The sequence below is a fragment of the Paenibacillus sp. OV219 genome, from assembly GCF_900110075.1.
Lineage (GTDB): Bacteria > Bacillota > Bacilli > Paenibacillales > Paenibacillaceae > Paenibacillus_Z.
On the sequence record NZ_FOCJ01000001.1, the window covers coordinates 1,255,870 to 1,279,885 of the forward strand.

The 24,016-nt window shown below is 48.6% G+C and carries 27 protein-coding genes and 3 pseudogenes; 6 read left to right on the forward strand and 24 right to left on the reverse strand.

Annotated features, from left to right (window positions below; genetic code table 11):
• The first annotated feature begins 61 nt into the window (after positions 1 to 61).
• On the forward strand, positions 62 to 538 hold the full coding sequence (locus BMY11_RS05615; protein WP_090573439.1) for a hypothetical protein: 477 nt from the start codon (positions 62 to 64) through the stop codon (positions 536 to 538).
• 61 nt (positions 539 to 599) lie between these two features.
• Here the strand turns inward: BMY11_RS05615 and BMY11_RS05620 are convergent, their stop codons facing one another.
• Genes BMY11_RS05620 through BMY11_RS28745 form a run of 4 tightly spaced genes read right to left on the reverse strand, consistent with a single transcriptional unit; the run spans position 600 to position 6,411 of the window.
• Entirely contained in the window at positions 600 to 2,180 is a 1,581-nt protein-coding gene (locus tag BMY11_RS05620; RefSeq protein ID WP_090573440.1) for a SagB family peptide dehydrogenase, read from the reverse strand.
• Positions 2,181 to 2,237: 57 nt separating this feature from the next.
• Complete coding sequence (locus BMY11_RS05625; protein ID WP_090573441.1) at positions 2,238 to 4,187, reverse strand: TOMM precursor leader peptide-binding protein; 1,950 nt, start codon at positions 4,185 to 4,187, stop codon at positions 2,238 to 2,240.
• Positions 4,184 to 6,133, reverse strand: a complete 1,950-nt coding sequence (locus tag BMY11_RS05630) for a putative thiazole-containing bacteriocin maturation protein (protein WP_090573442.1) — start codon at positions 6,131 to 6,133, stop codon at positions 4,184 to 4,186. The genes BMY11_RS05625 and BMY11_RS05630 overlap by 4 nt, the downstream gene beginning before the upstream one ends.
• Before the next feature lie 50 nt (positions 6,134 to 6,183).
• The gene (locus BMY11_RS28745; RefSeq protein ID WP_177182507.1) at positions 6,184 to 6,411 is read right to left on the reverse strand and encodes a hypothetical protein; all 228 of its coding nucleotides are present in this window, start codon (positions 6,409 to 6,411) and stop codon (positions 6,184 to 6,186) included.
• A gap of 515 nt (positions 6,412 to 6,926) precedes the next feature.
• Between BMY11_RS28745 and BMY11_RS05640 the strand changes: the two genes are divergently transcribed.
• A complete protein-coding gene (locus BMY11_RS05640) occupies positions 6,927 to 8,504 on the forward strand; it encodes a multicopper oxidase family protein (protein WP_090573444.1) in 1,578 nt (525 codons plus the stop codon).
• 13 nt (positions 8,505 to 8,517) lie between these two features.
• Here the strand turns inward: BMY11_RS05640 and BMY11_RS05645 are convergent.
• A pseudogene (locus BMY11_RS05645) lies at positions 8,518 to 8,937 on the reverse strand (SDR family oxidoreductase); the annotation flags it as partial.
• Between the two features lie 8 nt (positions 8,938 to 8,945).
• Between BMY11_RS05645 and BMY11_RS29660 the strand changes: the two are divergent.
• The gene (locus tag BMY11_RS29660; RefSeq protein WP_371262760.1) at positions 8,946 to 9,143 is read left to right on the forward strand and encodes a helix-turn-helix domain-containing protein; all 198 of its coding nucleotides are present in this window, start codon (positions 8,946 to 8,948) and stop codon (positions 9,141 to 9,143) included.
• A gap of 133 nt (positions 9,144 to 9,276) precedes the next feature.
• On the opposite strand, the pseudogene BMY11_RS29665 reads toward BMY11_RS29660, so the two are convergent.
• The 8 genes and pseudogenes from BMY11_RS29665 to BMY11_RS05680 form a co-directional block, all read right to left on the reverse strand.
• Positions 9,277 to 9,730 (reverse strand): annotated as a pseudogene (locus tag BMY11_RS29665) (VIT1/CCC1 transporter family protein).
• Positions 9,731 to 9,810: 80 nt separating this feature from the next.
• The gene (locus tag BMY11_RS05660) at positions 9,811 to 10,467 is read right to left on the reverse strand and encodes a hypothetical protein (RefSeq protein ID WP_090573447.1); all 657 of its coding nucleotides are present in this window, start codon (positions 10,465 to 10,467) and stop codon (positions 9,811 to 9,813) included.
• A 5-nt stretch (positions 10,468 to 10,472) separates the two neighbouring features.
• On the reverse strand, positions 10,473 to 10,742 hold the full coding sequence (locus BMY11_RS29195; protein ID WP_256217311.1) for an RnfABCDGE type electron transport complex subunit D: 270 nt from the start codon (positions 10,740 to 10,742) through the stop codon (positions 10,473 to 10,475).
• A gap of 26 nt (positions 10,743 to 10,768) precedes the next feature.
• The gene (locus BMY11_RS29200) at positions 10,769 to 10,969 is read right to left on the reverse strand and encodes a hypothetical protein (RefSeq protein ID WP_256217312.1); all 201 of its coding nucleotides are present in this window, start codon (positions 10,967 to 10,969) and stop codon (positions 10,769 to 10,771) included.
• A complete protein-coding gene (locus BMY11_RS29205; RefSeq protein ID WP_256217313.1) occupies positions 10,963 to 11,277 on the reverse strand; it encodes a hypothetical protein in 315 nt (104 codons plus the stop codon). The genes BMY11_RS29200 and BMY11_RS29205 overlap by 7 nt, the downstream gene beginning before the upstream one ends.
• A 244-nt stretch (positions 11,278 to 11,521) precedes the next feature.
• Positions 11,522 to 12,379 (reverse strand): RnfABCDGE type electron transport complex subunit D, encoded by an 858-nt coding sequence (locus BMY11_RS05670; RefSeq protein WP_090573448.1) that lies wholly within the window; start codon positions 12,377 to 12,379, stop codon positions 11,522 to 11,524.
• Positions 12,380 to 13,261: an FAD:protein FMN transferase gene (locus tag BMY11_RS05675; RefSeq protein ID WP_090573449.1), complete on the reverse strand. Its 882-nt coding sequence runs from the start codon at positions 13,259 to 13,261 to the stop codon at positions 12,380 to 12,382. It abuts the gene before it with no gap.
• Positions 13,262 to 13,277: 16 nt separating this feature from the next.
• On the reverse strand, positions 13,278 to 13,718 hold the full coding sequence (locus BMY11_RS05680; RefSeq protein WP_090573450.1) for an FMN-binding protein: 441 nt from the start codon (positions 13,716 to 13,718) through the stop codon (positions 13,278 to 13,280).
• Positions 13,719 to 13,862: 144 nt separating this feature from the next.
• Here BMY11_RS05680 and BMY11_RS05685 point away from each other — a divergent pair, with 144 nt between their 5' ends.
• Positions 13,863 to 14,192 carry a hypothetical protein gene (locus tag BMY11_RS05685; protein ID WP_143069212.1) on the forward strand — a complete coding sequence of 110 codons (330 nt, stop codon included), beginning with the start codon at positions 13,863 to 13,865 and terminating at the stop codon, positions 14,190 to 14,192.
• 195 nt (positions 14,193 to 14,387) lie between these two features.
• Here BMY11_RS05685 and BMY11_RS05690 read toward each other — a convergent pair whose 3' ends face one another.
• Together BMY11_RS05690 and BMY11_RS05695 are read right to left on the reverse strand one after the other, a co-directional pair.
• Positions 14,388 to 14,999: a hypothetical protein gene (locus tag BMY11_RS05690; protein ID WP_143069213.1), complete on the reverse strand. Its 612-nt coding sequence runs from the start codon at positions 14,997 to 14,999 to the stop codon at positions 14,388 to 14,390.
• 248 nt (positions 15,000 to 15,247) lie between these two features.
• Entirely contained in the window at positions 15,248 to 15,574 is a 327-nt protein-coding gene (locus BMY11_RS05695) for a hypothetical protein (RefSeq protein ID WP_143069214.1), read from the reverse strand.
• A gap of 363 nt (positions 15,575 to 15,937) precedes the next feature.
• Between BMY11_RS05695 and BMY11_RS05700 the strand changes: the two are divergent.
• Positions 15,938 to 16,252, forward strand: a pseudogene (locus BMY11_RS05700) (response regulator); the annotation flags it as partial.
• A gap of 399 nt (positions 16,253 to 16,651) precedes the next feature.
• Here the strand turns inward: BMY11_RS05700 and BMY11_RS05705 are convergent.
• The 3 genes from BMY11_RS05705 to BMY11_RS05715 form a co-directional block, all read right to left on the reverse strand.
• The gene (locus BMY11_RS05705; protein WP_090573455.1) at positions 16,652 to 16,984 is read right to left on the reverse strand and encodes a winged helix-turn-helix transcriptional regulator; all 333 of its coding nucleotides are present in this window, start codon (positions 16,982 to 16,984) and stop codon (positions 16,652 to 16,654) included.
• A gap of 131 nt (positions 16,985 to 17,115) precedes the next feature.
• On the reverse strand, positions 17,116 to 17,325 hold the full coding sequence (locus BMY11_RS05710; protein ID WP_090573456.1) for a hypothetical protein: 210 nt from the start codon (positions 17,323 to 17,325) through the stop codon (positions 17,116 to 17,118).
• Between the two features lie 133 nt (positions 17,326 to 17,458).
• Positions 17,459 to 18,337 (reverse strand): aldo/keto reductase, encoded by an 879-nt coding sequence (locus tag BMY11_RS05715; RefSeq protein WP_256217314.1) that lies wholly within the window; start codon positions 18,335 to 18,337, stop codon positions 17,459 to 17,461.
• A gap of 103 nt (positions 18,338 to 18,440) precedes the next feature.
• Between BMY11_RS05715 and larC (BMY11_RS05720) the strand changes: the two genes are divergently transcribed.
• Positions 18,441 to 18,917, forward strand: coding sequence for a nickel pincer cofactor biosynthesis protein LarC2 (larC, locus tag BMY11_RS05720; RefSeq protein WP_090573457.1), 477 nt, complete (start codon positions 18,441 to 18,443; stop codon positions 18,915 to 18,917).
• Between the two features lie 19 nt (positions 18,918 to 18,936).
• Here larC (BMY11_RS05720) and larC (BMY11_RS05725) read toward each other — a convergent pair whose 3' ends face one another.
• The 6 genes from larC (BMY11_RS05725) to BMY11_RS05750 form a co-directional block, all read right to left on the reverse strand.
• On the reverse strand, positions 18,937 to 19,860 hold the full coding sequence (gene larC, locus BMY11_RS05725; protein ID WP_090573458.1) for a nickel pincer cofactor biosynthesis protein LarC: 924 nt from the start codon (positions 19,858 to 19,860) through the stop codon (positions 18,937 to 18,939).
• A gap of 1 nt (position 19,861) precedes the next feature.
• Positions 19,862 to 20,629 (reverse strand): nickel pincer cofactor biosynthesis protein LarB, encoded by a 768-nt coding sequence (larB, locus tag BMY11_RS05730; protein WP_090573459.1) that lies wholly within the window; start codon positions 20,627 to 20,629, stop codon positions 19,862 to 19,864.
• Positions 20,626 to 21,477 carry an ATP-dependent sacrificial sulfur transferase LarE gene (gene larE / locus BMY11_RS05735; RefSeq protein WP_090573460.1) on the reverse strand — a complete coding sequence of 284 codons (852 nt, stop codon included), beginning with the start codon at positions 21,475 to 21,477 and terminating at the stop codon, positions 20,626 to 20,628. Before larE ends, larB begins: the two co-directional genes overlap by 4 nt.
• A gap of 85 nt (positions 21,478 to 21,562) precedes the next feature.
• A complete protein-coding gene (locus BMY11_RS05740) occupies positions 21,563 to 22,537 on the reverse strand; it encodes an aldo/keto reductase (protein WP_090573461.1) in 975 nt (324 codons plus the stop codon).
• Positions 22,538 to 22,744: 207 nt separating this feature from the next.
• A complete protein-coding gene (locus BMY11_RS05745; RefSeq protein WP_090573462.1) occupies positions 22,745 to 23,695 on the reverse strand; it encodes an aldo/keto reductase in 951 nt (316 codons plus the stop codon).
• A gap of 78 nt (positions 23,696 to 23,773) precedes the next feature.
• Positions 23,774 to 24,016: aldo/keto reductase (locus tag BMY11_RS05750; protein WP_177182508.1), on the reverse strand; the 243-nt coding region annotated here is incomplete at its 5' end.

Sequence of the window (24,016 nt, forward strand, 5' to 3'; positions counted from 1 at the left end):
GGATAAGTGCCCTTTTTTCGTTCAAAGCATATTGTAGTGTATATTAATAAGGAGGCGCAGCATGATAAGCAATCAGTCATATATTCCACAATCGGCTGTTAAACCCGAGTATTACCAACAAACGCAATCAAATCCGAATCAGGCCAATTGGAGGCCTCAAATGCAACCAAGTCCAAACCGGGCCAATTGGGGACCTCAATCTGTTCATGAGCAGCCTGTTCACCCTACGCATCATAGCAGCGTTGATTATAGTCAGATGCATCACTCACCTTACATGCACGACTCCCACCACATGCATCACTACCATCCCATGATGGATGACTATCATCCGATGATGCATGAAATGTGGGATGAGCACATGTCCTTCGATCATCATCACGATGGATGGGAGCTCGAGGAATTTGATTATCATCATGCTTGGTTTTATCCTATGCCTATGATGCATGTGCATCATCACCTTCATTTCACATTAGATGATCTCCAGAAGCTGGAAGCAGCTCATCAGCCTAAAGCAGCAGTTCAACAGCCTAAAGGTTAAAAATGATAAAAGGCAGATTGAATGGTAATGACATTCAATCTGCCTTTTCTTTCAAAATCAATTATTGAGATAAACTACCCTCAAGCCGTGAACGACTCCGACATGGGCCGATTGGAATTTGGATCAAACTCGTTTGTCCGAGCGGAGTCAATCCATATAGCTCATTCATGGAACTAACGTCAAATCCTAGCAGCGGACGTCCCTCCATTCCAGATGCGCAAGCAGCGAGAAGCAAGCGCTGAACCAACATTCCCGCTTCCATTTGTAGAATCCGATAGCCGCGATAACCAAGCTCGGCGTGGAGATATCCCAGATCACCCGCGACATGAAAACTCAGCGGCACCTGGAATAAGTTCACGTTATCCAACGACATCCCATTCTGAAGCCATGACCTTTGATCGCCGCCCCGAACAAGCTGCAACGTATGTGCTTTATCATCATAATGATAGGCACCATCACGAATTCCTTTAACGCCATAAAAACAGCCAAATAGGTTTACTCGAGACATTGGACTCTGGGTCGAACCATCCAGATCATTTCGATAGTGATAGGAAATCATAACCTCTTGCAACAGTGCCGCTAAATCCGACTGACTCACTTCTTCCCATACAAATTCATTTTCTGGCGAGTAACGCTGCCTGCACACCTCTGCTAAATCATACGTCAGTCTATTCACTTGAGGCAAAACATGAAAATCGGTTTGAGGGACTGCCCTTTGCTCCTTGCCAAGCTGTTTAAATGAAAGGGTGGAATCCATTATGGATGCTTCATTCAACTTGGTCAGCATTGGATAGTCCAATACTTTTTTTGAACGCCTATAGTGATCATGCTTTATGATTGGAAGCTCACTGCATAATTCTGCTGACGACATCCGATTTTGATTGCTAATGTCATGGTGGAACCATTCAATACTTGGATCTGCTGCAAGAGGAATTACAGCATATACACTTTCCTCTGCTTCAGGTAATCCAAGCAAATGGTTGATGGCACGGTCAAGAAACTGAAAGTACACCCCCGCCTCAAAGTCAAAGCGCTTCGCCACCTCATGCAACTGGCCTATTAACAAACCTGCGTCCAGCCCCTGTAAACGATACGAGAAATTATTGTATTTAAAAAAGTTTTTCCAAAATACAGTCGATACAAAAACAGCTGCGAAACAGCTTGTTAAGTCGCAGCGATTGCCTAAGGCCTTGCCCACGTAGGAATCAAATTGACCTTCACGCAATAAAATCAAACGATGATGAGCCGCATCATAATGATAGATACCGTAAGGCAATTCCTCCAGCTTCAAATACAAATAAATTTCGCTCGGATAAAGCCCTCCGCCTGAAGGAACAAATCGTCTGCAGAGCTGTAATGAGCTTTCCCATTTTTCTCCCGTATATTGTTCAATAACAGATTGACTAACCTGTGCCAGACCGAAGGTGTACCAAAGAAAATACCCGATATCCCTAAGTGTTGGTTTCTCTTGCCTTCGCTTGCCCGTTAGTTTTAGCGGAACGTCGGAAGCGAGAGGAAATACAGGCAAATGACGATATAATTTATACGGCAGAGGCGCGTTCTCCCAATCTACCTCCACATCTTGTGGTTTCGTTTTGTCAGGCTCGTATTGCAAGTGGTGCAAAAATGTCTTCAGACTCATTTTTCCTCCTCCTAAGTCCCAGCCCAAGGAAAACCAACGTTTAGGGGAAATAACTGCTTATGGAAAAGGATGCGGATGACAATTAAGTTCTTCTTGCTTAAGCTGCTCCTTCACATAGCCCAGCTCTGCTGGTATTCGCAGCACCCGCTCCAGGCCAGTCAAGCGGACAAGGTGTTGGCCGAACGTCATGGGAAGCATGCCGGGTATGAGCACCTTCACACAATGAAGTCCATTTCTCAGCGTCTCTGGCGTTGACTGATTAACAACAATGACCTCTAGATTAAGATTTCTGAAAGTTTGGATCAACATGTTTAATTCATCGGTTAAATCCACATGCTGTGTCCTTGGTTTGAAAGCTTCTTTAAAAGATAGAACTGGACGATCATTATTTAGCAGGAAATCCAGACGATCTTCTGCTTCCTTCAAACTGTACAACATGGAGTGATCTTCCATTTGCCGAACGAGAAAAGGATCATGCAGCATTTGTTGATATTGCCCGCGGTTCGCCTCTAACTTTTCGTTAAACGCAAGGAGCATGCCCGCTATCTCATGAATTGCACCTTTAGCCGCCCTCACGGGATCAAGATGCGCCCCTGCAGCGCAAATCATATTTACGCCTTGATTAGTTCTGTTTTTGGCAAGCGCCCACACACTTGGAATGCCGTGCTCCATCGTCGAATCGAACAAATGCACATCATAACCGACGACATCGCGTAGCCGCTCCACCATTAAATTCATTTCAAGATCACCCGAGGAATAGGGATCTATAGGAACGAGCGGCAGCTGCGCATACCACGTCATTAGAAAAGAATCCCGCTCTATAACCTCCAATATGCCGTAAAATATCGCTTCCTCCAAGCTTCCTCCTAAGGCGCACCCATTTGAGGTTTCATATACAAAGCCGTGACCGCAGCCGGAGCTGTAATAAGCGAGCAGCTCTGGCACGAGAATCGGCTTCTCCTGCAAGAACGAATATCCCCACACCCAATCTATTTTCTTGTTTGGATCAAATGGTCGAAACGGAAAATCGGGCCGCTCATACAGCGCCTTATCATGTGTTCCTACTCGAGAAGGGTCCAGCGCAATCTCTGTTAAATGATTGAAACTGTCATGAACCGCTGTCTTCTTTCCTCGCGGCGATATGCCGCAATAACGTTCCAATCCTTCTAATATCGCTGTCATTTCACTGTCCCCAAAAGAATGCGTACGCCCAGCGCAGCCTTCATCCCCTGAGAACATCGGTAAATTGATGCTAGCGTCGGCAAATGGTGACATAAGGTCAATCATTTTTCCGTTCAAGAGGCCGCTGCGATTGTCCAGATAATCATTGGAAAGAACCGCCTTCAACTCAACCCTTGAACGGGTGCGGTAGCTGTTTTCACTGCTTTTCGGGCTGGACTGCAGCTTTATTCGCGAAACTATGGCAGTGTCATCCGGTATTTCCCCACATATGGTACACTGCGGATCTGGTAAAAAAAAATGAGACGAGCTGTTGAGCGTTTGCAAATGTATGAGCTTAATATGATTTTCAAGATGAGTCGTATGACGGATAAGAAAGTTGTGGACTTCTGCTGCAATAAGATGAGCCATATGCAATAGTCCGCTGCGAGAAGACCAAATATCAGGGAGAACTTCTCCATGCATGAACAAATGTTGCAGCTCCCACATGTCCTTTCGATCATTTCCAGCCATTAAACGCCGCAAATCAGCGCATTGTGAGCAGCCTGCCTTCCCATGAACGACAAGCGGACCAATGACGCCTTCACCAAATGCTACAAACCCGCGCAGCCACGGAACTCCAGCTTTCTTGAAAACATTCTCTGCCATAAGATGAGAGGATGCATCGTTACCATCACTAAGCACGAGCGCAAGTTCAGTTGATTCTGGTAACTCAGAAGCCATTTCATTCATTTCATTCATCCTTACAAGCTGACAGCTTGCAGATAAAATATCGTTTACATAGTCAGCAAGCTGGCCTACGCCAACAACTGCCACAACAGCGCTCATTCTTCAACCACCTCTCGAAGCGAGACGCCGTATACGCCCGCCAGTTCCTCTCTCAAAAAAGGTTCTGGTGTTACGTCAAATACGAGCAAACGCTTGTGGATGCGATTTAATTGCTGCACGGCCATCTGCAAAACCTCTCGATGCTCGAATGGATCAGAAGCGGGTATCGAAATAGAGTTCATATTAGATTCTTTTACATTTATTGCCGCATGATGCACTTTCCCCGCAATATGATCCGCTTTGTTTTGAGCATCCAATAAGGAAATCATTAACACGTTCCGAAGTGCCCAAGTTACATTGAGATCTGCGGCGTCATACCATCGGTCATTTGCTTGTAACCATACAATAGGAAACCCTAATATATCCTCACCCAGTCCGAACGTTGGTGCCCCTTGCATCGTTGTTAAGGCATTTATATAGTAACGGCAGCGTTCATCCTCTACCTGACTCAGCTTCACCAGCGTGATCGACGGTGTATGAGTTTCATACCGCTTCATCCGTGCATTCATTAGATACTTTTGCAAAGCGCGGCAAACGCCCTCCTCAATCGTTTCACCAGCACCTACGTTAGCAAACTCATCGAATCTTAAAACGTCAGATATACCGTTTTCTTCATACGTCTGATTGATTAGAAAATTAGACATACGCGACACGTAAGCTTCGATTCCACGAAGACCCGCTTCTCTTCTTGCCTCTACATGCTTATAACCATTACATATAATTTCAGGAAGTAGAAGCGCAGGGCCAACTGACAGCGGATCAACAGGCTGAACACAGCACTGCGAAAGCGGAAGCTGCCGCAGCTCCCCTTCCTCCCAAATATGCAAGATGCCTGTCTCCGTTGATGTTAGCTGACTGAAGAAAGGCAGCAATTCGCTTGAAACTCGATTCTCTGCATCCGTTCCCGCTAGCAGCTCGACATCTTCTATCCTCTCGATGAAGCGGTGACCATTTACTAATGGATGGGGAAGAAACGAATGCCAATTCCCTTCCAGCGTCTCTAAATTAAGTAGAAAGAGCTTATTATTTTTCTCGAGTTTTGTTACTTCTGCTGCTGTTTTCAACCATTCGAAGACGATTACATTAGCAAGCAGCGCTTCCGCAACGGAAGAAGCGGCATGATCAGCTGTATCCTTATAAATCGCAGAATGATGGACTCTGCGCCATGCTGATTCCCAATCGCCTACCGAATTAGAATACGAAAATGGAACCGCTAGACCAGCTTGTTCAAAAATAACAGCCAGCAGCAGAACCTTGTTTTTTTGTCGGCAAATTTCATTAAGCAATCTTAGCTCCGGTTCTCCATCTTGATCCGAGACGAATATTACAGCAGTATAAGGCTCTACGATCGAAGACCAATCTGCAACCACATTCTTCGGCCAGCTAATCTCGTCCACCTTGACCTCTGAATCACACTTACGATAATGCTGCTCCAGCTCCCAAATCCGTGCTCGATTCTCCGTTTCTAAGTTCAAGCCTAGAAAGTGGAATTGCGGTAAGCCAGATTCAAATAATGATTTGACAAGAGAAACCAAAAAAGTACCAGTTCCAACAACAAGCACGCTGGACTGACGATACAATTGAAATCGGTATGCACCTGATCCGTCAAAGCTGTCCAAAAATTCAATTTGAGAATCATATTTCTTAACAATACTCTCGTGCAGCTGATTTGGACGATCCTGACTTACATCTTGGACATAACCGTTCGCATATAATACTTTTGCAATCTCATAAACATGATTACGATGTTGTTCCGGCAATCCATCCGTTAAATCATGCATCGTGTGCTCACCATTAAATACAGGTAATAATTTTTCAATCCATTGATTAATTGTGCTGCCTTCCATCCGAAATGAACCAATATTGTTGCGAAAAAAAACACTTCCGTCCGAACTGGGGAGAAAAAAGGTATCTCCTCTTACTTTAAAACGCGTAGAAGGATCCAAATTTCATTCCTCCTTATTATGAAATCTAACTATTCGTAACATGACTTCCTTTATAAAGGTATGTAAGGCCACTTGTCCGTCATGCTCGCACATACATAGAAAGACACCTCTGCAACCCAAAAGCGATTGCAGAGGTGTCTTGAACCATTATTTACAATTAATTGATCATTTTTAACGACAACGGGCACAGCCTGCACAACGGACACAGCCTGCACAACGTGCGCAGCCGCCAAAGCCTCCACATCTAGCACAACCGCCACAGCCGCCACAGCCGCCACAGCCGCCACAGCCTCCGCATGAACAAAATCCGATACAAGATCCGATGCAAAGGCCTATACATAGACGAACATTATTAGGATCCACTTGACCTTGACCTGCATTCGGCGTCATGCTGCTCGCTTTAAAAGCATCTGCATTCAGATTTTGAAGATCGTTCTTAAATTCATTCATTTTATTAGCCTCCGTTATATGTTCATGTGATAATCATCAGCACTTACAAAATAGGAAATGTAAATGAGAACAGCCCAAACTGGTCATATGCCGATAATCGTTCATGACATATACGTATGAAAAAAACTCCGCTGGTGTTACTATGCCAATCGCCTACCAGCCTGAATAGCCCGTTGACGGATTTTGCCGAAAATAAAAGGTTGAATAAAGATTTCTATTCTTTCATAACAGTAAATCAGAGACCAATTTCCAAAACGACAAATAACTCTTGTCTCCGTGCAAGAGCTGGTGTTTTTCATATGCATGTTCATCCTACGTCTAGCAAGAAATTGGGGGGATCGTAATGTATCATGACGGCTCTTCACATAAGCGATTTAGATCATCTCGTACCAAGCTTACTAAATTTGCTGACGAGCTTCCCATTCCCCCTGTTTTAAAACCGCGATGGAAAGATCGAATTCAGACGTATTACGAAGTGAATATGAGCGAATTCAAACAATCGCTCCATAGCGAGTTAAACGACACAACGGTATGGGGCTACGAAGGCAGCTATCCTGGACCGACAATAGAAGTTGAAAGTGGAGAAAAAGTGTTTATAAAATGGAACAACAATCTACCGGACAAGCATCTGCTGCCTATCGATTATTCTTTGCATGGCGCTCATAAGGATGTACCGGAAGTGCGAACGGTTGTGCACGTACACGGCGCTTGTGTCGAATGGGAAAGCGACGGCTATCCGGAAGCTTGGTTTACAAATGGATTCAAGCAAGTCGGACGCTATTTCAAAAAGCAAATCTATCGGTATGATAATTGCAGTCCAGCTTGTACGCTCTGGTATCATGATCATACGATCGGAATTACAAGACTTAACGTTTATGCCGGGTTGGCGGGCTTCTTTCTAATCCGAGATCAACGGGAACGTTCATTTAATTTACCAAGCGGCAAGTATGAAATTCCACTAATTATTCAAGACAAGACATTGAATGAAGACGGATCTCTCTACTATCCAACGCAGCCGAATCCACCTGTCCCGGAATTAGAAACGTCCGTCAGTCCTCAATTTATCGGAGAGACTAATCTGGTTAACGGCAAAGTACACCCTTATTTAAACGTAGAACCGCGAAAATACCGATTTCGGATGTTGAATGGCGCCAATACCCGCTTTTTTAGAATGATGCTTGATTCGGGACAATTGATGTATGTAATCGCTACGGACGGAGGCCTTATGCAGCACCCGGTAGGAGTAACCGAAATGATGTTATCTCCTGCAGAACGAGCGGACGTTATCATTGATTTTACCAATCTGGCAGGCAAGCATATCAACTTGACGAACGATGCCCCTACACCTTTTCCAAGCGGGGTTCCAGTAGACGAAAATACGAGTGTCGTGATGCAGTTTAGAGTGGTGCTCCCGCTCTCCACGATTGATACAAGCGTGATTCCGGCTATGATGGTTGCGATGCCAAAACTAAACGAACAAGCAGCCGATAAGACCAGATACCTTCCATTTCGAAAAGATCTGGATAGATTCGGTCGGCCATATATGCTATTGGATAATAAACCATGGGATGCCCCAATAAGTGAAAATCCTGCATTGGGGTCCATCGAAATATGGTATTTGATTAATGTATCTCCGGATTCACACCCGATTCACCTTCATTTAGTAGATTTTCAAATCATAGACCGAAGAGATATCGATGCCGATAAGTTCGCTAAGGAGGGAATCCTCCAGTTTACGGGGGCGGCGATCCCTCCACAGCCACATGAACAAGGATGGAAAGATACCATACAAGCGAATCCTAACCAAGTTACCCGCATTATTATGCGGTTTGGTCCTTATACAGGATTGTATGTATGGCATTGTCATGTCTTGGAGCACGAGGATAATGAAATGATGAGACCGTTTATCGTTATCAAGTAAGCTGGTACTGACTTCAAGAGTAGCGGATCAAACCTCCATTAACATGGACCACTTGACCTGTGACGTACATGGATTCATCCGCTGCAAGGTATACGTAGGCAGGCGCAATCTCGAATGTCTGCGCCGCACGTCCGATCGGGCTGTTGGTGCCTAGCGTAGCTACATGCTCCTTGGAGTATGTGCTCACATTAAGCGGCGTCCATGAAGGTCCTGGAGCGACCGCATTGACTCGAATCCATTTATCAGCCAAAGACAGCGCCATACTGCGAGTAAAGCTTACGATTGCTCCTTTCGTTGCGGAGTAATCAATGACATCCTTGTCTCCTTCGTATGCGACTCTTGAGGTTGTATTGATGATGGAACTGCCTCTATTCAAATAGGGTAGAGCCGCTTTCGTCAAATAGAACAATGGGAATATGTTGGTTCGAAATGTGAATTACGATCAGTAGTTTTATCCAACAAGAAAAGGCGGAAGAAGCCAAGAAACTGCTGGATTTCTCAACGGACTCCATCTCTACCATCGCAACTCGATTGAACTATTACGACCAGACCCATTTCATTAAGTCATTCAAACGGAATGCCGGTGTCACGCCAAAGCAGTATCGTGACCGCAAGAAGGTGAAGAGGCCAACACCATAAAAATGTTCGTATGATTTAAAAGTAGAATATTAAACATACAAAACAGCTCATCCTAGTTCAGAATGGGCTGTTTTTTCTCGTTCACTAGGCCAAAGCTATAGACTTCTGGCATTCTTGGTAACAAAGATATGAATCACCTCTTTGGTTCAGGTTTCTCAAACCCCAGTTCATACTTCATCATGAAATCGACCCAACGATCGGGGTCCTTGCTGATAGCATCGACGGTGTCTGAAACGGCCGATTCGGGCAATATATCGGCTACTTCTTTCCGCTCCTTTTCCGGATAGGTGACAATCTCAAAGCGCTCGCGTTCAAGTTCGTACAAATAGTGCTCACGGTCCGTCCAAGTACCCGCCCAATCCCATGGCAATGGAGCCCGCGGCGATCCCGGCAAAGCCTGCGACGACAACAAGATTAGAATTGGAGAGCGTACCCGACAATCCAGCAGCGAGCGCGAAAAGCACCGTTAATCCGTCCGCCATCCCAATGACAATATCTTTTATGATATCCGATGCCGTGAAGTGCGCTTCAAGATGCTCTCCATTGTCTGAAGCCATCGCATTCTGTTGGAATTTGGCCATTTCCATACCTCATCTTCTTGTTCAAATGATGGATCATCGTGCCTGACGTGTTCCGGCGAAGATGGATCCTAGACTTTAAGGCGGTTTTAATGCTCTTGTACAGTCTGTTTCGCGTTGCTTGCCGACTTCTCTAGCAGATAGACGAGGCAACCGACCGCGATCGTTGCAGCAGTGGCAATGATCGCCGAACCGCCAGCATGTAACCACAGCACCGGAACCCACAGTACGCCGAGCGTACGATGGACGGTCCGCATCCAATTGTTCCGCACCTTATTGATAAAATAGCCGTACCCGGCTAGGGCGAGTAAAATCGCAAATCCGGCAAGGCCGGAGTAAATATTCTCGTCATGAATTTTCGTGAACAAGAAATAAATGCCGTGAGCGGCAACCAGGATGAACGTCGCCCAGCCCAGCAGCTTATGCAAGGAATAAAACAGCTTGCCGGCTTGGCGGACGAGCATCGATGGAGATTTCCGCTTCTTTTTGAACCAGAACCAGGAGAACCCGGCCGCTCCCAAAAATACGGCGATCGTGCCAAATGTGGAGAAATAACCGCTTAATGTACTGTCTTCCCCATCGGGCCTGTGAATCTCGCCTTTCGGAATCGCTCCATTACCGCCTTGCGCCGGGTGAGGGTGAAATTCTCCTTTGGCATGAGCGTAAATGTAGTAGCACACGACAAGAACAGCAGCTGTTAGAAGGGCGATGATCGCAGGAATCCAAATTTTCTTGCTTTTGCTCATAAGTGTCACCTCTGGTATGTGGATAATGGTTTCTGCTTCTGCCGGTTCGCGGATAACCGCATCTTAAGGACGTGAACAATATTACCAGCCAGCAGTCCGATTAATAGATACAATAAGCCACCGTAAATCCCGTATATGACCGCTCCCGTAACAGCCGCAATTACTCCGAACAAGATTTGATCCATCGTTTTTGCGGGTGAAGTCGGCGGGTCCGTCAGCATGAAGAAGCCGAAGAACAGCGCAGCGTTTATAAACGGTGAGCGCAAGGCATCCACGGAATCTCCCACCTGGATATAGCCCATCACCAGCTGCAAGATGAAGTAGTGCCGAAAAAGGCGAACACTTGCGGAAATTTGCGCACCCGGTCCGTGACTAGGTAACCGCCGACGAAAAGAAGCAGCGCGCTCCAAGCCGGAAGATCACCGAATGCTCCCCACCAGCTTTGTTCGGTGTGAAAAGCAATGACGGAGACGAGCAGCCCGAAAGCCGCCGGGTTCAGCACCGGTTTCTTCTTGTAGACGAGAAGATGCTTGGATGAAATCGCCTTGCCGCGACAACCAAGTGCGACGTATGGGTGCCGAGTATCATCGCAATAATCAGCCCAGTAATGACAGCGCCATCCGGCAATATTCGTTTGCGTTTCTCAAGCAGGCAGCAAATCGTGTCCACCGCCGCTGTTACAATAACGGCGAGTATGCCGTTTACAATCCCCTTCATATCTTGCGACAATGCGATAACAATTAGCATATATGAAGTCAAGGCGATTACAACATACCCTTTAGGCGTCTTCAGCCATTGTTCCAGCGTCATCGAACCTCACCTCCTCCGATCTGGAATATCCTCAGCTCTGGTGTGATCAACACGCCGTCTAAATCGGCTTGCAAGATAAGGCGTTGGCAACTAGCCCGATATCCGTGTGGTTTGGGATGCCAGCACGGATAAAGGAGTCGCCGTTACGGCATACTCTGCAGAGTAGATTGCACCTATTGCGGCGGAACATAGAATCATTTTAGCCATTATGCTACCCCCTTCATTGCGGTTCAGACCAGGGACTTCAACCCGGCATTCCGTGATCGACTTTCTTCATTGGAGGACGAGCTCTTTTGGCTGAGCGGGAGGACATGCTTCTCGCCCATTGATAGAGATTACCGGCCATCAGCCCGATGAACAAATACATCAATCCTCCCATATATCCGTAAGCCAATACGCCGACCACGGCCGTGAGGAAACCGAAAACGACCTGGTCCCCGACTTTATTCGGAGAAGTAGGCGGATCCGTCAGCATGAACAAGGCGAAGAAAACCGCGGCATTGACGAATGGAGGACGGAGCGCGTCGGAGAGGCCCGCCGCGTCGAGATAAGTCATTCCGATATGAACCATCCCATTCCCCAACACGAACAATAATATGAAATACGTTCCGAGAAACGTAAACACTTGCGGAAATTTGTTGATTCGATTGACGACCAGATACCCGCCGGTCAACAGCAGAACGAAATACCATGCGGACAGGTCGCCGAACGCGCCCCACCAGCTCTGCTGGGTTTTAAAGAGAACAATGGAAACGAGCAGGCCGAACGCCGCAGGATTGAACACTGGTTTTTTCTTGTGGGTCAACAGGTGCTTGGACAAAATGGAAATGACCGAGACGGCTGCCACCATCCAAGGAGAAGTCGTGAGACTTAGGATCGAGGCGATGATCAGCCCCGTGACGGCTGCGCCGTCGGGAAAAATCCGTTTCCTTTTCTCAATTAGTCCGCATATGACGTCTACAACAATGGCCGCGACAATCGCGACGCCTCCGTTCCGAACGCCGTTCATGTCATGCGAAGCGTAGGACGCAACGCCAAGATAAATGGCTAAACAAATAAACACCCACGCTTTCGGCGTTTTGAACCATGTTTTGAAACTCATCTATATCCCTCCAACCTTGGTTATTTTCATATCGGGTGCGATCCATATTCCCTTCAGACCCGCTTCTTCGACGAAATCCTTCCCCTCCGCCGAGCCCATCGCGAACGCTGCGGTCGAGAACCCATCCGCCAGCATGGCGAACGGAGCGACGACGCTGCAACTGATCCAATCGCGCGGAGAATGCTGGGCTTTGGGGTCGACGATATGATGCGCGCCCTCCTTTACCGTGCTCCTCCGCTCGTAGCTTCCGGACGTGCAGACGGCTTCGTTGGAAACTTCGACCGTCTCGATGATCCGATCTTTCTTTGCCGGATGACGGATCCCGATTTTCCAAACGTTCGCACGCGAATCCGAGCCTCCTGCGTAGAGATCTCCGCCTGCATTCACAGAGAATCTCTCAAACTCCTTCAGCTCGTTTGCGGCCAAATCGATCGCGAAGCCTTTAGCAACGGCTCCCAAATCGATCACCATCGGTTTCTTAAAGAGCAAAGTGCTCTCCCGGTCGTTCAAAACGATATCCCGGTACGTAACCGAACCTTCCGAAAGACTATCCATGAGCGCTCCGGTCAGGTAATGGCGGTTAAAGCCGAGCTGTTCCATCGTTTTCCCCACGGTGGGATCGAACGCGCCTTCCGTTCTTTCGGCAATTTCCATCGCGAACCGGAGAGGATGGAATACATACGGGCTGAGAGGGACCGGCGTTCCGATCTGCCGGCAGGCCTTCATGAGCTCGCTGTCAGGCTGAAACCGGCTGCAGGCTGATTCCACGATGCGGAACGCCTCGAACGCCCGGTCGACTTTCGCTTCGGTCTCGCGTTCCGGCTGTTCGGACTCCACTTGGATTTCTACGACGGTATCCATGAACAATTTCGCTTTTTTCATATCTTGAAGTCTCCTTTCAAGAGTTCCGAGCTTGGTCCAGGGCATTCTGGACGGCATCCTCGAAGGCTCTGGTGCTGTAAGTCGCGCCTGATACGTTGTCGACTTGCGCGCTCTGATATTGCAGCACCTCGTCCGGTAAGCCTACCACATCGGACTCCGAATAATGCATGGCGAAATCGCTGATTACGACGTCGGTGATTTTGTCATTGTTCAAGGTAACGTCCACTTGGATTGACCCGCGCCGATTGCTTCCCATCCCTGTATAGGTGCCGTTCTTGTAAATTTTGGCGGTCACCGTACTGGACACTTGAGCGTTAGAAATTGGGTCCGCGGATTGGTAAACCGCAGACGGCTGCGCTGCGGACGCTTGAGATTGTGTAGCGATATATTCGGTGGCGTACAATGCTCCAATGGCTGCGGAACAAAGGACGATCCATTTTTTTCCCATTTTCGCCATGAAGTTTCTCTCCTTTAAGGGTTCTTTATCTTCTAACTCGAACTCAGTATAACAAGCAAACCTTTAAATTTTCTTAAATCCGGCCTTAGTGAAAATAAGGCCGGAGGAGACGACCTGCTGCCCGGCATGAGCAGGGTGGAAATCGTGAAACGATTAAGAGCCCACGCCAGTCATTCTTCTAACGGCCAAAGATATCCGGAAGGAATCGTCTCTGTCGGGATCGTCAAAAGTTTGGGAGACGTAGATCTCACGCTGCAACTGCTGCTCGCGGATATCATCGCGGCCTTAGGCGGAATTTTCTTGATCTTTGCTGGCATGTTTCTGTCAGGGCGCGCATTGATTCCCATCCGTCGTTCCTGGGACAAGCAGACGGCTTGGCAAGCTGGTGAACGACCTTCTGACGCTGGCGAGGTCCGATTCGAACCAGACGCTGATCCAACCCGTACGCCTGTCGCTCGATTCCGTATTACTTGAGGTGACGGAGTCGTTACTGCTCCGCTTGATTCTGACGTTGCTTGTGCTTGGTCCGCAGCAACGGAGAACGTTAGTTTAAGTACCAAAACAATGAAGGAGCTGCCGCGGCAGCTCCTTTTGCTTCTTCACAACATCAGAGATTTGGTCTCCAGTTGAAGCTGGATGACTCACTTCCGCTCGACGAAATTGTCCAGGTTAATTGGCGCCGACGACCTTGAAGTCTGCGCTGACGAAGACGTGGTGCGGCCAGCTGACGCCCATGATGTGGACGTTATACTCGCCGTCGCTCATCTTCGCAACACGGTTGACAACGCCCCCCGGATAGGCGTACAGCACAGCTTCCGTCACTTTATCCGCCTCTATTCCGCTAACGATCGTTCCCGATCCCTCACTATAGTCTGCCGGGATCTGACCGACAGACTTTGTCGTAGTCGCTTGATCTTGATCTTGGCCATTACCTTGACCTTGTTTTTTCACGAAGGGGATCACCTCTGAGGCAGTCGCAGATTGGCCTCCAGGCGGTGTCAAGATAACCTGCGATGCCTCAATAGTAGGTCCGTTAGCCGTTCCCAGTGCGAGGACGAAGTCGCCCTTTGCAATGGCATTTGCCGATGTTGAACTCGTTCCCTTCATGTACGTCGTAGAGGACGTTTCGTTGACGGTCACCTGCAGCCCCGTTGATGTCGTCATTGTGAAGCCAGACGTGGACACACTGTCGACCGTGCCAGATGCTCCACCTTGAGCCGGGGCAGACCGAGCGTTTGGCGCCTGGCCGTTTCCTACGACAGATCCGTCCTGTGTCTTCATTGGACCGCCATTTTTCTGTGTTTGTTGTTGTGTTTGTGGAGAACTAGATGAATTAGAAGCTGGTGTATTCGTATTCAGAGAAGAGCATGCTACTAAAGAGGCAAGACATATTCCCATTGCAGTTACTGCAAAAATCTTTTTCATAATGATCACTCCTACTTATAAACTTAATGTTGTTGTGTCTTTCAATAGCTTTATATCCAAGTACCAACTGAAGGCGGGTTTTTCTTTTGGTTTGAAATCAACAATTATTGATTGTTGCTTTGACCGGAATTTTGTTTGCCTCCTGGACCCTTTCCATTTCTGGTATTACCGCGATTGATGTTCATTTTCCCTTCGACTTGATTTTTAGCCTGATCCGTCCATTGCACCTTGCTTTGATTGATTTCGTCATCGGTTTTGCCTTGTTGTTTGGCAACCTCCACTCGCTGTTCAACTATTGCATTGACAATCTGATCCTCCGTCACGCCTTGTTCTTGTCCGATTTCCACAAGTGTTTTACCGTTCTTCAAGTCGGCTTGCAGCGTTTGTTGATCTATTTTCAGTAAGGATACTAATGCCGGATTGTTTAACATACCGCCGCCGCGAGGGCCGAAGCCTGGATTGCCGTTCTCGCCTCCGAAGCCCTTTGCTGCAGAAGCGGGAGGTTGCGAATTGGCGGTTGGCCCCGCAGCCAACGAGCCCGGTTAACATGGCTGCCAAAGTCAGTACGCCTACTCCGTAGCTTGAAGGCGCACGCTCGTATCCATCAAGTACTTGTTCTCAAATCGGTTAAATACTTCAATTGCCATTTGCCTTACGCTCCCTTCTAGTTCCACTTTGGCGTTGCCGCCGCCCTTCCATGTCTGTAGCTTAAGGCGCGAACCTTTAACGAAACTTAAATTGTTAAGTCAGTGTAATTTTTAATAGAAGCATGACAGATGAAGGAGTTGGGGGCAATGTGGATCCTTATTGTAGAAGATGAGGTCCATCTGGCGGAGGCGCTCTCGCAGATATTAATGAAGGAGAATTATGCGGTTGATGTCGCTCATGATGGTCAGGAAGGACTCGATCATGCGCTGAGCGGCATTCACGATTTAATATTGCTGGATATAATGCTTCCTGGCATAGATGGCATTTCGCTGCTCAAGACACTTCGCCGGCAAGGCAATCCGGCACCGGTTATCCTGCTGACAGCAAAAGGTGAGGAGCCTGATAAGATTGCCGGACTCGATTACGGAGCGGACGATTATGTGGCCAAGCCCTTCTCGACATGTTCTGGTCTGGTTTATTAAGAATGCTTGTGAGCTCAAAAACCTGGCCCATTCCACATGCAATAAAAAGGCGTGGCCAACTATAATCATAAAAATGCTTATAAAAATAGGCCAACCAGTATATTCTGGTTGACCTAATAATACGAAAAGCCCGTAGTTTACGTGGAACTCCTGGCATAGAATCCACTACGCCCGCATGAGTCCATACTGGTGACGGCTCAGACTTACCGTACCCTCCCGATATTGGCTTACAGTTATCATTGAACATGAACAGCGCTTTGTTCCGTGAACTGGGCTGTTTTCTGCTGCGTCTGTTTGTACTGCACAAGTTGCTTGTCAATTTCTTGTTGCAATACAGGGGAAGAAGCATTATACAGGTTTGGGATTATACCCGCTTCATTACGTCCACTTCGCGGCCCACTGCTTCATCTCATGCAAAATGCCGTGCAGATCCACGCCTTTGGGGGTAAGCGAGTATTCCACCGTTACGGGGACTGTCGGGAAGACGTGGCGTTCCAGCACGCCTTGGCTTTCGAGATGGCGAAGCGTGTTTGTCAGCGCCCGCGGGCTGACGTAAGAAATTTGACTGCGCAGCTCGCCGAAGCGGCGCTTCTCGCAGAACAGCTCTCGAAGCACGAGGAAGGCCCATTTTCCGCCGATGACATCCAGTGTTTTCTCAATATTGCACTCGATCATGGCAGTTTCTTTCGGAACATAATTGCTTAGGTTCATGGTATTAATGCCTCCCTTTATATACTTAGTATAGCAGATATAATCTGTATACTATAATGAGATTTTTCACATTACTATCTAATATATAGCCTTCGCTGATAGAATAGGGTATCGCAGCCTATAAATCATCATCAAAGGCCGATTAATGCCAAAAATATTTCCGCATTCCGATGATCGCTCACCGTGATCGGGTTCGGCCGTCCGGCATTATTGCAGTACGGGCGTATGTCTACCAGCGCGTTTTGGGATTCTCCCAGAACGCGATGCCTGCTCAGTGCCGCTATGATGCCGTCCGCGTTTTTGATGCCGATTCCGTGCCCGAAATAGAGATCGTCGCTCATTTAGATGACGTTCTCACCTCTCCATTTCCTCCGAGTTGACTTTCTGGTTTTTGAAGTACAACACGTCACCGGGCTGCTGAACAACAAAATCGAAAGGCACCCTTAAGGGTGCCCTTCGAGAAGTGATCATGAGTTAGAATTGTCCGAAAGGCGAACCGTATTCGCCGGCAACAGCCATCAGTCTTTCCTGCTCTTCCTCATTCATCTTGCGGTACCGTTTGGCAGCTTCGACAATCCCCGGAAGTAGGTGGATATCGCCTGCGCTCGCAAACCCGGTTATGCCTGGATGCGAGAGCACGAAAGACACGCAGCGATCGGTAATCGACTGCTCATCGAAAGGCTCGTACCACGTTGCGTATTTCCTCTCTTCATCTTTTGCCCACTCCCCTTTGGCCACGGCTTTGATGACCATCAAGCCGGTGTTTTGATGCGTCGTCTCTTCCACCAACTCATTAAAAATGCGGCGATATTCCAGGTTCTGATATAAAATAAAGTTAAGCGGCGTGAGAACCGTTTCGAACGGAAATCGGCGCAGCGCTTCCAGATGAACGGCCGGCGCGATGTGACCATGCCCAGTGATGCCGATATGCTTTACCAAGCCCTGTTCCTTCGCCCAAATGGCGGCTTCAAGTGCTCCGCCTTTGGCGGTAACCGCGTCGAGTTCTTCGAAGCTCGTCACGGCATGAAGCTGAAGCAAATCCACCTGATCGGTCTGAAGCCGGATTAATGACTGTTCGATTTGCCGCATCGCCGGATCCTTCTGGCGTTCGCCGGTTTTGGTCGCAAGAAAGATATCTTTGCGGATCTTCGGCATCCAAGGACCCATGCGTAATTCGGCATCGCCATAGCTGGCCGCTGTGTCGAAATGATTTATTCCCATATCCAAAGCGTACTGAATCGATTCGTCTGCCTGGTCCTGCGTGACATTTCCCAAACTGGCCGCTCCGTAAATAACGACTGTGCTTTCTTGATCGATCCGGCCAAGCTTGCGGCGTTCCAATTTGTTTTCCATTCATTAATCGTCTCCTTCGGATAAATATAATCACTGCCAAACGATTCGAATTAAGCTACTATAAGAGAGAACGTAAACCGCCTATAAGCGAGGGGAAACACAAATGAAATTCGATCACACCAACGAGCACTTGGATGAAGAAATGGTTGTTATCCAGGCCAATATTGACGATATGAACCCGGAATTGAGTCCTTTTGTGACGGACAAGCTGCTCGAGCTGGGTGCCAACGACGTCTATTGGATCCCGATCATCATGAAGAAAGGAAGACCCGGACTCATGCTGAACGTACTGCTCCACGCGAATTTGCTTGAGAAAGCGGAGAGCGTCATTTTTCGGGAAACAACCACGTTAGGAGTTCGCTATATGCGCGTCGCCTGCCACCGTTTGGGAAGAGGATTCGAGAAAGTGACCACGCCTTGGGGGGAAATAACCGTAAAAACCGGCTATCATCGCGGCGAGCTTATTCAGTTTGCCCCTGAATTTGCGGATTGCGAGCGGGTGGCGAAAGCACATAACGTTCCGTTACAAGCCGTGTATGAAGCGGCACGGAGGCAGTTTGGCATAGAAAAGGACAAATAGACAGATCAGCATTGCCGCTTCAAATCTCTTCCTCGCCAGCTTGATGTTGATTATCGCGAGAATGATCGTGTTCATGCCGGTCTCCGTGTTGGTGATCATGTTCATGTACGTGTTCATGATCGTGTCCATGCCGGTGTCCGTGTTTATGCGCTTCTTCATGAGGCTGCCTGCTGCCATCGCCGTGCAGCGCTTGGAGCTGCAGGCGATCCAAGCGTGGCTGGTCCAATGTGCCGACCACGACGCGGAGAACGTTCGGTTGATCGGGAAGGTCCCGGGTGCCCGCGCCGTAACCGATGGATTCGACAACCATGGGAGGCAGTCCAGAGGAAAATTCGTCCACGATTCCCGAAACGATACCCGCGCCGGTAGGTGTCGTCATTTCCATCCGGTACACGGTCGCGGCAATCGGCAATCCGACCATCATCTCCAGCGTTGCCGGGGCCGGTACGGGGTACAAACCATGGCTGCATTTGACCGTTCCCGATCCGAGCGGCACGGGAGAGCAATAAATTCGTTCGATGCCAAGCGAATCAAGTGCAAGCGCGGCTCCGATGACGTCCACGATGGAATCGATCGCCCCGACTTCATGAAAATGGACGGTTTCGACGGGAATGTTATGGATTTTCGCTTCCGACGTACCGATTTTATCGAAAATGGCAAGACTCAGCGATACGACCCGTTCATTGAAGTCCGCCTGCCGGATCATCGTCACGATTTCCGAATAATGGCGATGATCTTGAGGCTCAGACTCGAGCAGAACGTCCATTTTCAGAGCCGATATCCCCTGCTTGGAAACGCGTTTCCACTGCAAAGTGAAAGGTTCGATGCGAATTTTGGCCAATTCACGCTCAACATACTCCTTGTCAGCACCAGCATCGACTAGAGCGGCCAGCGTCATATCGCCGCTAATCCCGGAGAAGCAGTCGAAGTACAGGATTTTCAAACTATCCCAACCTTTTTGATATATTTTGATTGATGAGTCCCGCCATATAACCGGCACCGAAGCCATTGTCGATATTGACGACCGAAACTCCAGGGGCACACGAATTCAACATGGTCAGGAGTGCCGCCAAACCCTGCAGGTTTGCGCCGTATCCGATGCTTGTTGGTACGGCGATGACGGGGCTGGCGACCAGGCCGCCAATTACGCTCGTCAGTGCGCCTTCCATTCCCGCAGCGACAACTATCGCGTTCGCGCCGCGGATCAAGGGGAGTTTCTTGAATAACCGGTGGATGCCAGCGACGCCGACGTCATATACACGCTCCACCTTGCTCCCCATATATTCCGCCGTTAAGGCGGCCTCTTCCGCTACAGGTAAATCCGAAGTGCCTGCACAGACGACCGCGATATAACCGTTTTGCTTCACCTCGGGCGGGTTGTGAAACCAGGTTACCGCGCGAGGAATCGGATGGTACACTGAACCACCGATTGCCTCGATAATCGCAACCGCTTTCGTGGAATCAATTCGTGTCGCGAGAACGCGATCGTTGTGCGCCATCATCTTCTGCATAATAAGAATGATTTGCTCCGCCGTTTTCCCTTCTCCGAAGATAACCTCGGGAAAACCGGTCCGCAGCTCGCGGTGTAGGTCCAGTTGCGCGAAACCGAGATCTGTTTCGGCCGGTATAATGTTCTTCAACCGGAGTTCGGCGTCCTCAGGTGACAGGTCTCCCGCTTGAACGAGCTTCAGAATGTTACTGATATCCATCATGGGGTGGCCGCTTTCTTGGCTTTGTCCACCGTAACACTGCTGAGCACCTCGTTCATGCTGCCGGTCCGGTAGCCTTGCAGATCGAGCGTGACATAAGAGAAACCAAGCTCGATGAATTTGGCATAGATTTGTTCCCGGTGTTCAAGGACTTTTTGAATTTCTTCCGGCATCACTTCGATTCTCGCGATTTTGTCATGGTGACGCACGCGAATCTGGTAAAAGCCTAACGTGGACAGAAAATATTCGCCCTCATCCAATTGGTCGATTTTATTTTTCTCTATTTTGGTGCCGTATGGAATCCGCGAAGACAAACAGGCAAAGGAGGGCTTGTTCCAAGTCGGAAGTCCCAATTCTTTGGAAAGCTGACGGATCTCGTCCTTTTTCAATCCCGCTTCCTGCAGGATGCTGCGGACCCCCTGCTCATTTTTGGCTTGAAGGCCGGGTCTATAGTCGCCAAGATCGTCTATGTTGGAGCCGTCCAGTAAATAGGGATAATCCAATTCCGCCGCAACCGATTGCAAGTGAGTATATAGACCGGTTTTGCAGTGATAGCAGCGGTCCGGGTTATTGGCAACGAAGCTGGCGTTTTCGAATTCCTTCACTTCCGTTTTATAAATCTGAACCCCAATTTCGGCGGCAAGCTGCACCGCGGCGTCGAATTCGCGGGTTGGGAATGTCTCCGAGGCAGCCGTTATAGCGAGCACTTGATCGCCCAACTCCTGCTTGGCGCGTTTCAAAACGAACGTACTGTCGACCCCTCCGGAAAAGGCAATCATAACGCGGCCCATTTCCCTTAGAGTTTCACCAAGCTTCCGATCCTTTTCACGCAAGGTTGACGTTGTATCCATTTCCGGTTCTCCTCCATATCCTACAAATCGTTTTTTCGATACAGAAATTCATTACGCTCGTTGTTCCAACATTCGACCAATGCAGCTATTCGATCGCTTCTTCTCTTCGATCCGTTGCCGGCGGAGGTGTTATCGAAAGCGCGGAAATTTCCTGACGCCATTCCGGAGTCATTTGGATTTGCAGTGCCGCCAGAGAAGTTTCAAGCTGTTCCACATTGCGAGCACCGATGATCGGCGCTGTAACCGCAGAATGAGACATGACCCATGCGACGGCAAGCGATGCCGGATGCAACCCGTGAACCTGCGCATATTCAGTGAATCGTTCCGCGATCTGGTAATATTGATTATCGCCATACCGCAGATTATACATCTTCTGCTCAACTAAACGGCCTTGAACCGATGCATTTCCGGATCCGTATTTTCCAGTCAACAATCCGCCTCCGAGCGGGCTGTACGAAATAATACCTACTTTCTCGGATTCCGCCATCGGCAAAATTTCCACTTCCGCCTGTCTTTTGACTAAATTATACATGGGTTGAATGCATTCGAATCGTGCCAAGCATTCCTTGGCGGAAATGCCAAGCGCTTTGGTGATTTGCCACGCCGCCCAATTACTGACAGCCGGATAAAGAATTTTCCCTTGCCGCTGCAAATCATCTAAGGCTCTCAGCGTTTCCTCTATTGCCGTATTCGAATCGAAATGATGGACGAAATAGAGATCCAAGCGATCGGTGTTCAATCGTTTTAAACTCTTCTCAGCTTCCAACATAATATGCCGGCGGGATAACCCTCTCGCGTTCACGTCTTTCCCGATCGGCATACACACCTTGGAAGTAAGCACTAATTCATCACGGCTGCCGGCAATCAATTTCCCAAGTATTTCTTCCGAGCGTCCTTCGTTATACACATTGGCTGAATCGAAGAAATTGATCCCCAGTTCAAGGCAGCGCCGAAACATGGCGGCCGATGTCTGTTCGTCGGCGTTGCCGCCAAAGGACATGGTCCCGAAGCAAAGGCTTGAAACTTGAATACCCGTTTTCCCAAGCGATCTGTACTCCATTTTCTTCCCCCCCGTTCATTCATGTTGCATGAATATCGAGTATTTCCCACTGACTCTTCAACCTATTTCACAGCACCAAATACCCTGAAGTTCACACTCTGTCGATCCATTCACTAAATAAGCTCGGCCTCCTGCGACTATCGCCTGAGGCCGAACTGGATGAATGCACAATTATTACTAAAAAGTATAGGGCAAAAAGGCTTAGCCTTACTCCAAGGCTATTTTGCGGATTTCCGCAAGTGTTGCTTCATCCAAAGTGACATCGACGGCCGACAGTACACTCAAGATATGGCTCGGTTTACGAACACCTATAAGGGCGCTGGTCAATGCTGGATGGGCAAGATCGTACGCGATGGCAAGCTGCGGCAAGGTAATGCCGTAACGACTCGCGATAATTTTCAACTTCTCGACGCGGTCCACGTTTTTCCTTAGACCTTCCCCGGTATGGGCAACATTGCGGGAACGCCAATCATCATCCGAGAATCTGGTGTCGTACGTATAATTTCCGGACAGGAGACCCGAAGTCAGCGGGCTGTAAGCGACGACACCTATTCCTTTCTCCAGACAGAACGGCAGAATCTCCTTTTCGATGGCAGGCCTCAGAATGGAATACGGCGGCTGCAGAGAATCGACATGCCTTACGGAAAGCGATGCTTCCAATAATGGAACATTATAATTGCTTACGCCTACGTAACGCACTTTGCCGTCTTGTACGAGCTTATCCATGGCGCGCATGGTCTCTTCAGCAGGAGCGTTCGTATCCGTATCCGGCCAGTGCAATTGATATAAATCGATGTAGTCGGTTCCCAAACGACGCAGCGATGCTTCTGCTTCGCGAAGGATGGAGTCATAGGTACCGTTTTTTGAAATGCTCTTGTTTTCATCCCAAACGAGACCGCATTTTGTCGCCAGCACAACTTTGTCGCGGTCGCCCTTCAATGCTTTTCCGATGACTTCCTCAGAATGGCCCAACCCGTAAACGGCCGCCGTATCATAAAAGTTGATTCCGTTGTCCAATGCGACACGCACGCTTTCCACCGAAAGATCGTCGTCCTGGTTGCCCCAAGCGCTGGCCCAGCCTCCTCCTCCAATTGCCCACGAACCGAAGCCAATCACGGATATTTCGGGGCCGTTCTTGCCGAGTTTACGATATTTCATACGTATGACGCCTCCTGCTTCCACGCTAATTTCCAATTATGTTTTCATTATTATTCATGTAATGTTGCAGCTAAACCATCACCACGCATAAGCTTGCGGAGCTTCCCCACCCGGTCCTGGGAAAATGTCATCCAAACGTTTCATCGTTTCTTCCGTAAGTTTGAGATCTACGACTCTCAGCGTATTCTGGAATTGCTCCAACGTTCTCGGTCCGATAATCGGCGCTGTCATGGCCGGATGCATCAGCGTCCATGCCAGTGCGACGTTGGCTTCGCTTTCGCCGATTTCCCGGCAAAGCGCCGCGAACCGTTCCAGCTTGTC

What these genes read in the sequence shown, in the direction of transcription:
- BMY11_RS05615 (WP_090573439.1), top strand. Translation starts at nt 62, where the DNA reads ATGATAAGCAATCAGTCATATATTCCACAATCGGCTGTTAAACCCGAG.
- BMY11_RS05620 (WP_090573440.1), bottom strand. Translation starts at nt 2,180, where the DNA reads ATGAGTCTGAAGACATTTTTGCACCACTTGCAATACGAGCCTGACAAA.
- BMY11_RS05625 (WP_090573441.1), bottom strand. Translation starts at nt 4,187, where the DNA reads ATGAGCGCTGTTGTGGCAGTTGTTGGCGTAGGCCAGCTTGCTGACTAT.
- BMY11_RS05640 (WP_090573444.1), top strand. Translation starts at nt 6,927, where the DNA reads ATGTATCATGACGGCTCTTCACATAAGCGATTTAGATCATCTCGTACC.
- BMY11_RS05660 (WP_090573447.1), bottom strand. Translation starts at nt 10,467, where the DNA reads ATGAGCAAAAGCAAGAAAATTTGGATTCCTGCGATCATCGCCCTTCTA.
- BMY11_RS29205 (WP_256217313.1), bottom strand. Translation starts at nt 11,277, where the DNA reads ATGACGCTGGAACAATGGCTGAAGACGCCTAAAGGGTATGTTGTAATC.
- BMY11_RS05670 (WP_090573448.1), bottom strand. Translation starts at nt 12,379, where the DNA reads ATGAGTTTCAAAACATGGTTCAAAACGCCGAAAGCGTGGGTGTTTATT.
- BMY11_RS05675 (WP_090573449.1), bottom strand. Translation starts at nt 13,261, where the DNA reads ATGAAAAAAGCGAAATTGTTCATGGATACCGTCGTAGAAATCCAAGTG.
- BMY11_RS05680 (WP_090573450.1), bottom strand. Translation starts at nt 13,718, where the DNA reads ATGGCGAAAATGGGAAAAAAATGGATCGTCCTTTGTTCCGCAGCCATT.
- BMY11_RS05690 (WP_143069213.1), bottom strand. Translation starts at nt 14,999, where the DNA reads ATGAAGACACAGGACGGATCTGTCGTAGGAAACGGCCAGGCGCCAAAC.
- BMY11_RS05695 (WP_143069214.1), bottom strand. Translation starts at nt 15,574, where the DNA reads ATGTTAAACAATCCGGCATTAGTATCCTTACTGAAAATAGATCAACAA.
- BMY11_RS05705 (WP_090573455.1), bottom strand. Translation starts at nt 16,984, where the DNA reads ATGAACCTAAGCAATTATGTTCCGAAAGAAACTGCCATGATCGAGTGC.
- BMY11_RS05710 (WP_090573456.1), bottom strand. Translation starts at nt 17,325, where the DNA reads ATGAGCGACGATCTCTATTTCGGGCACGGAATCGGCATCAAAAACGCG.
- BMY11_RS05715 (WP_256217314.1), bottom strand. Translation starts at nt 18,337, where the DNA reads ATGGAAAACAAATTGGAACGCCGCAAGCTTGGCCGGATCGATCAAGAA.
- larC (WP_090573457.1), top strand. Translation starts at nt 18,441, where the DNA reads ATGAAATTCGATCACACCAACGAGCACTTGGATGAAGAAATGGTTGTT.
- larB (WP_090573459.1), bottom strand. Translation starts at nt 20,629, where the DNA reads ATGATGGATATCAGTAACATTCTGAAGCTCGTTCAAGCGGGAGACCTG.
- larE (WP_090573460.1), bottom strand. Translation starts at nt 21,477, where the DNA reads ATGGATACAACGTCAACCTTGCGTGAAAAGGATCGGAAGCTTGGTGAA.
- BMY11_RS05740 (WP_090573461.1), bottom strand. Translation starts at nt 22,537, where the DNA reads ATGGAGTACAGATCGCTTGGGAAAACGGGTATTCAAGTTTCAAGCCTT.
- BMY11_RS05745 (WP_090573462.1), bottom strand. Translation starts at nt 23,695, where the DNA reads ATGAAATATCGTAAACTCGGCAAGAACGGCCCCGAAATATCCGTGATT.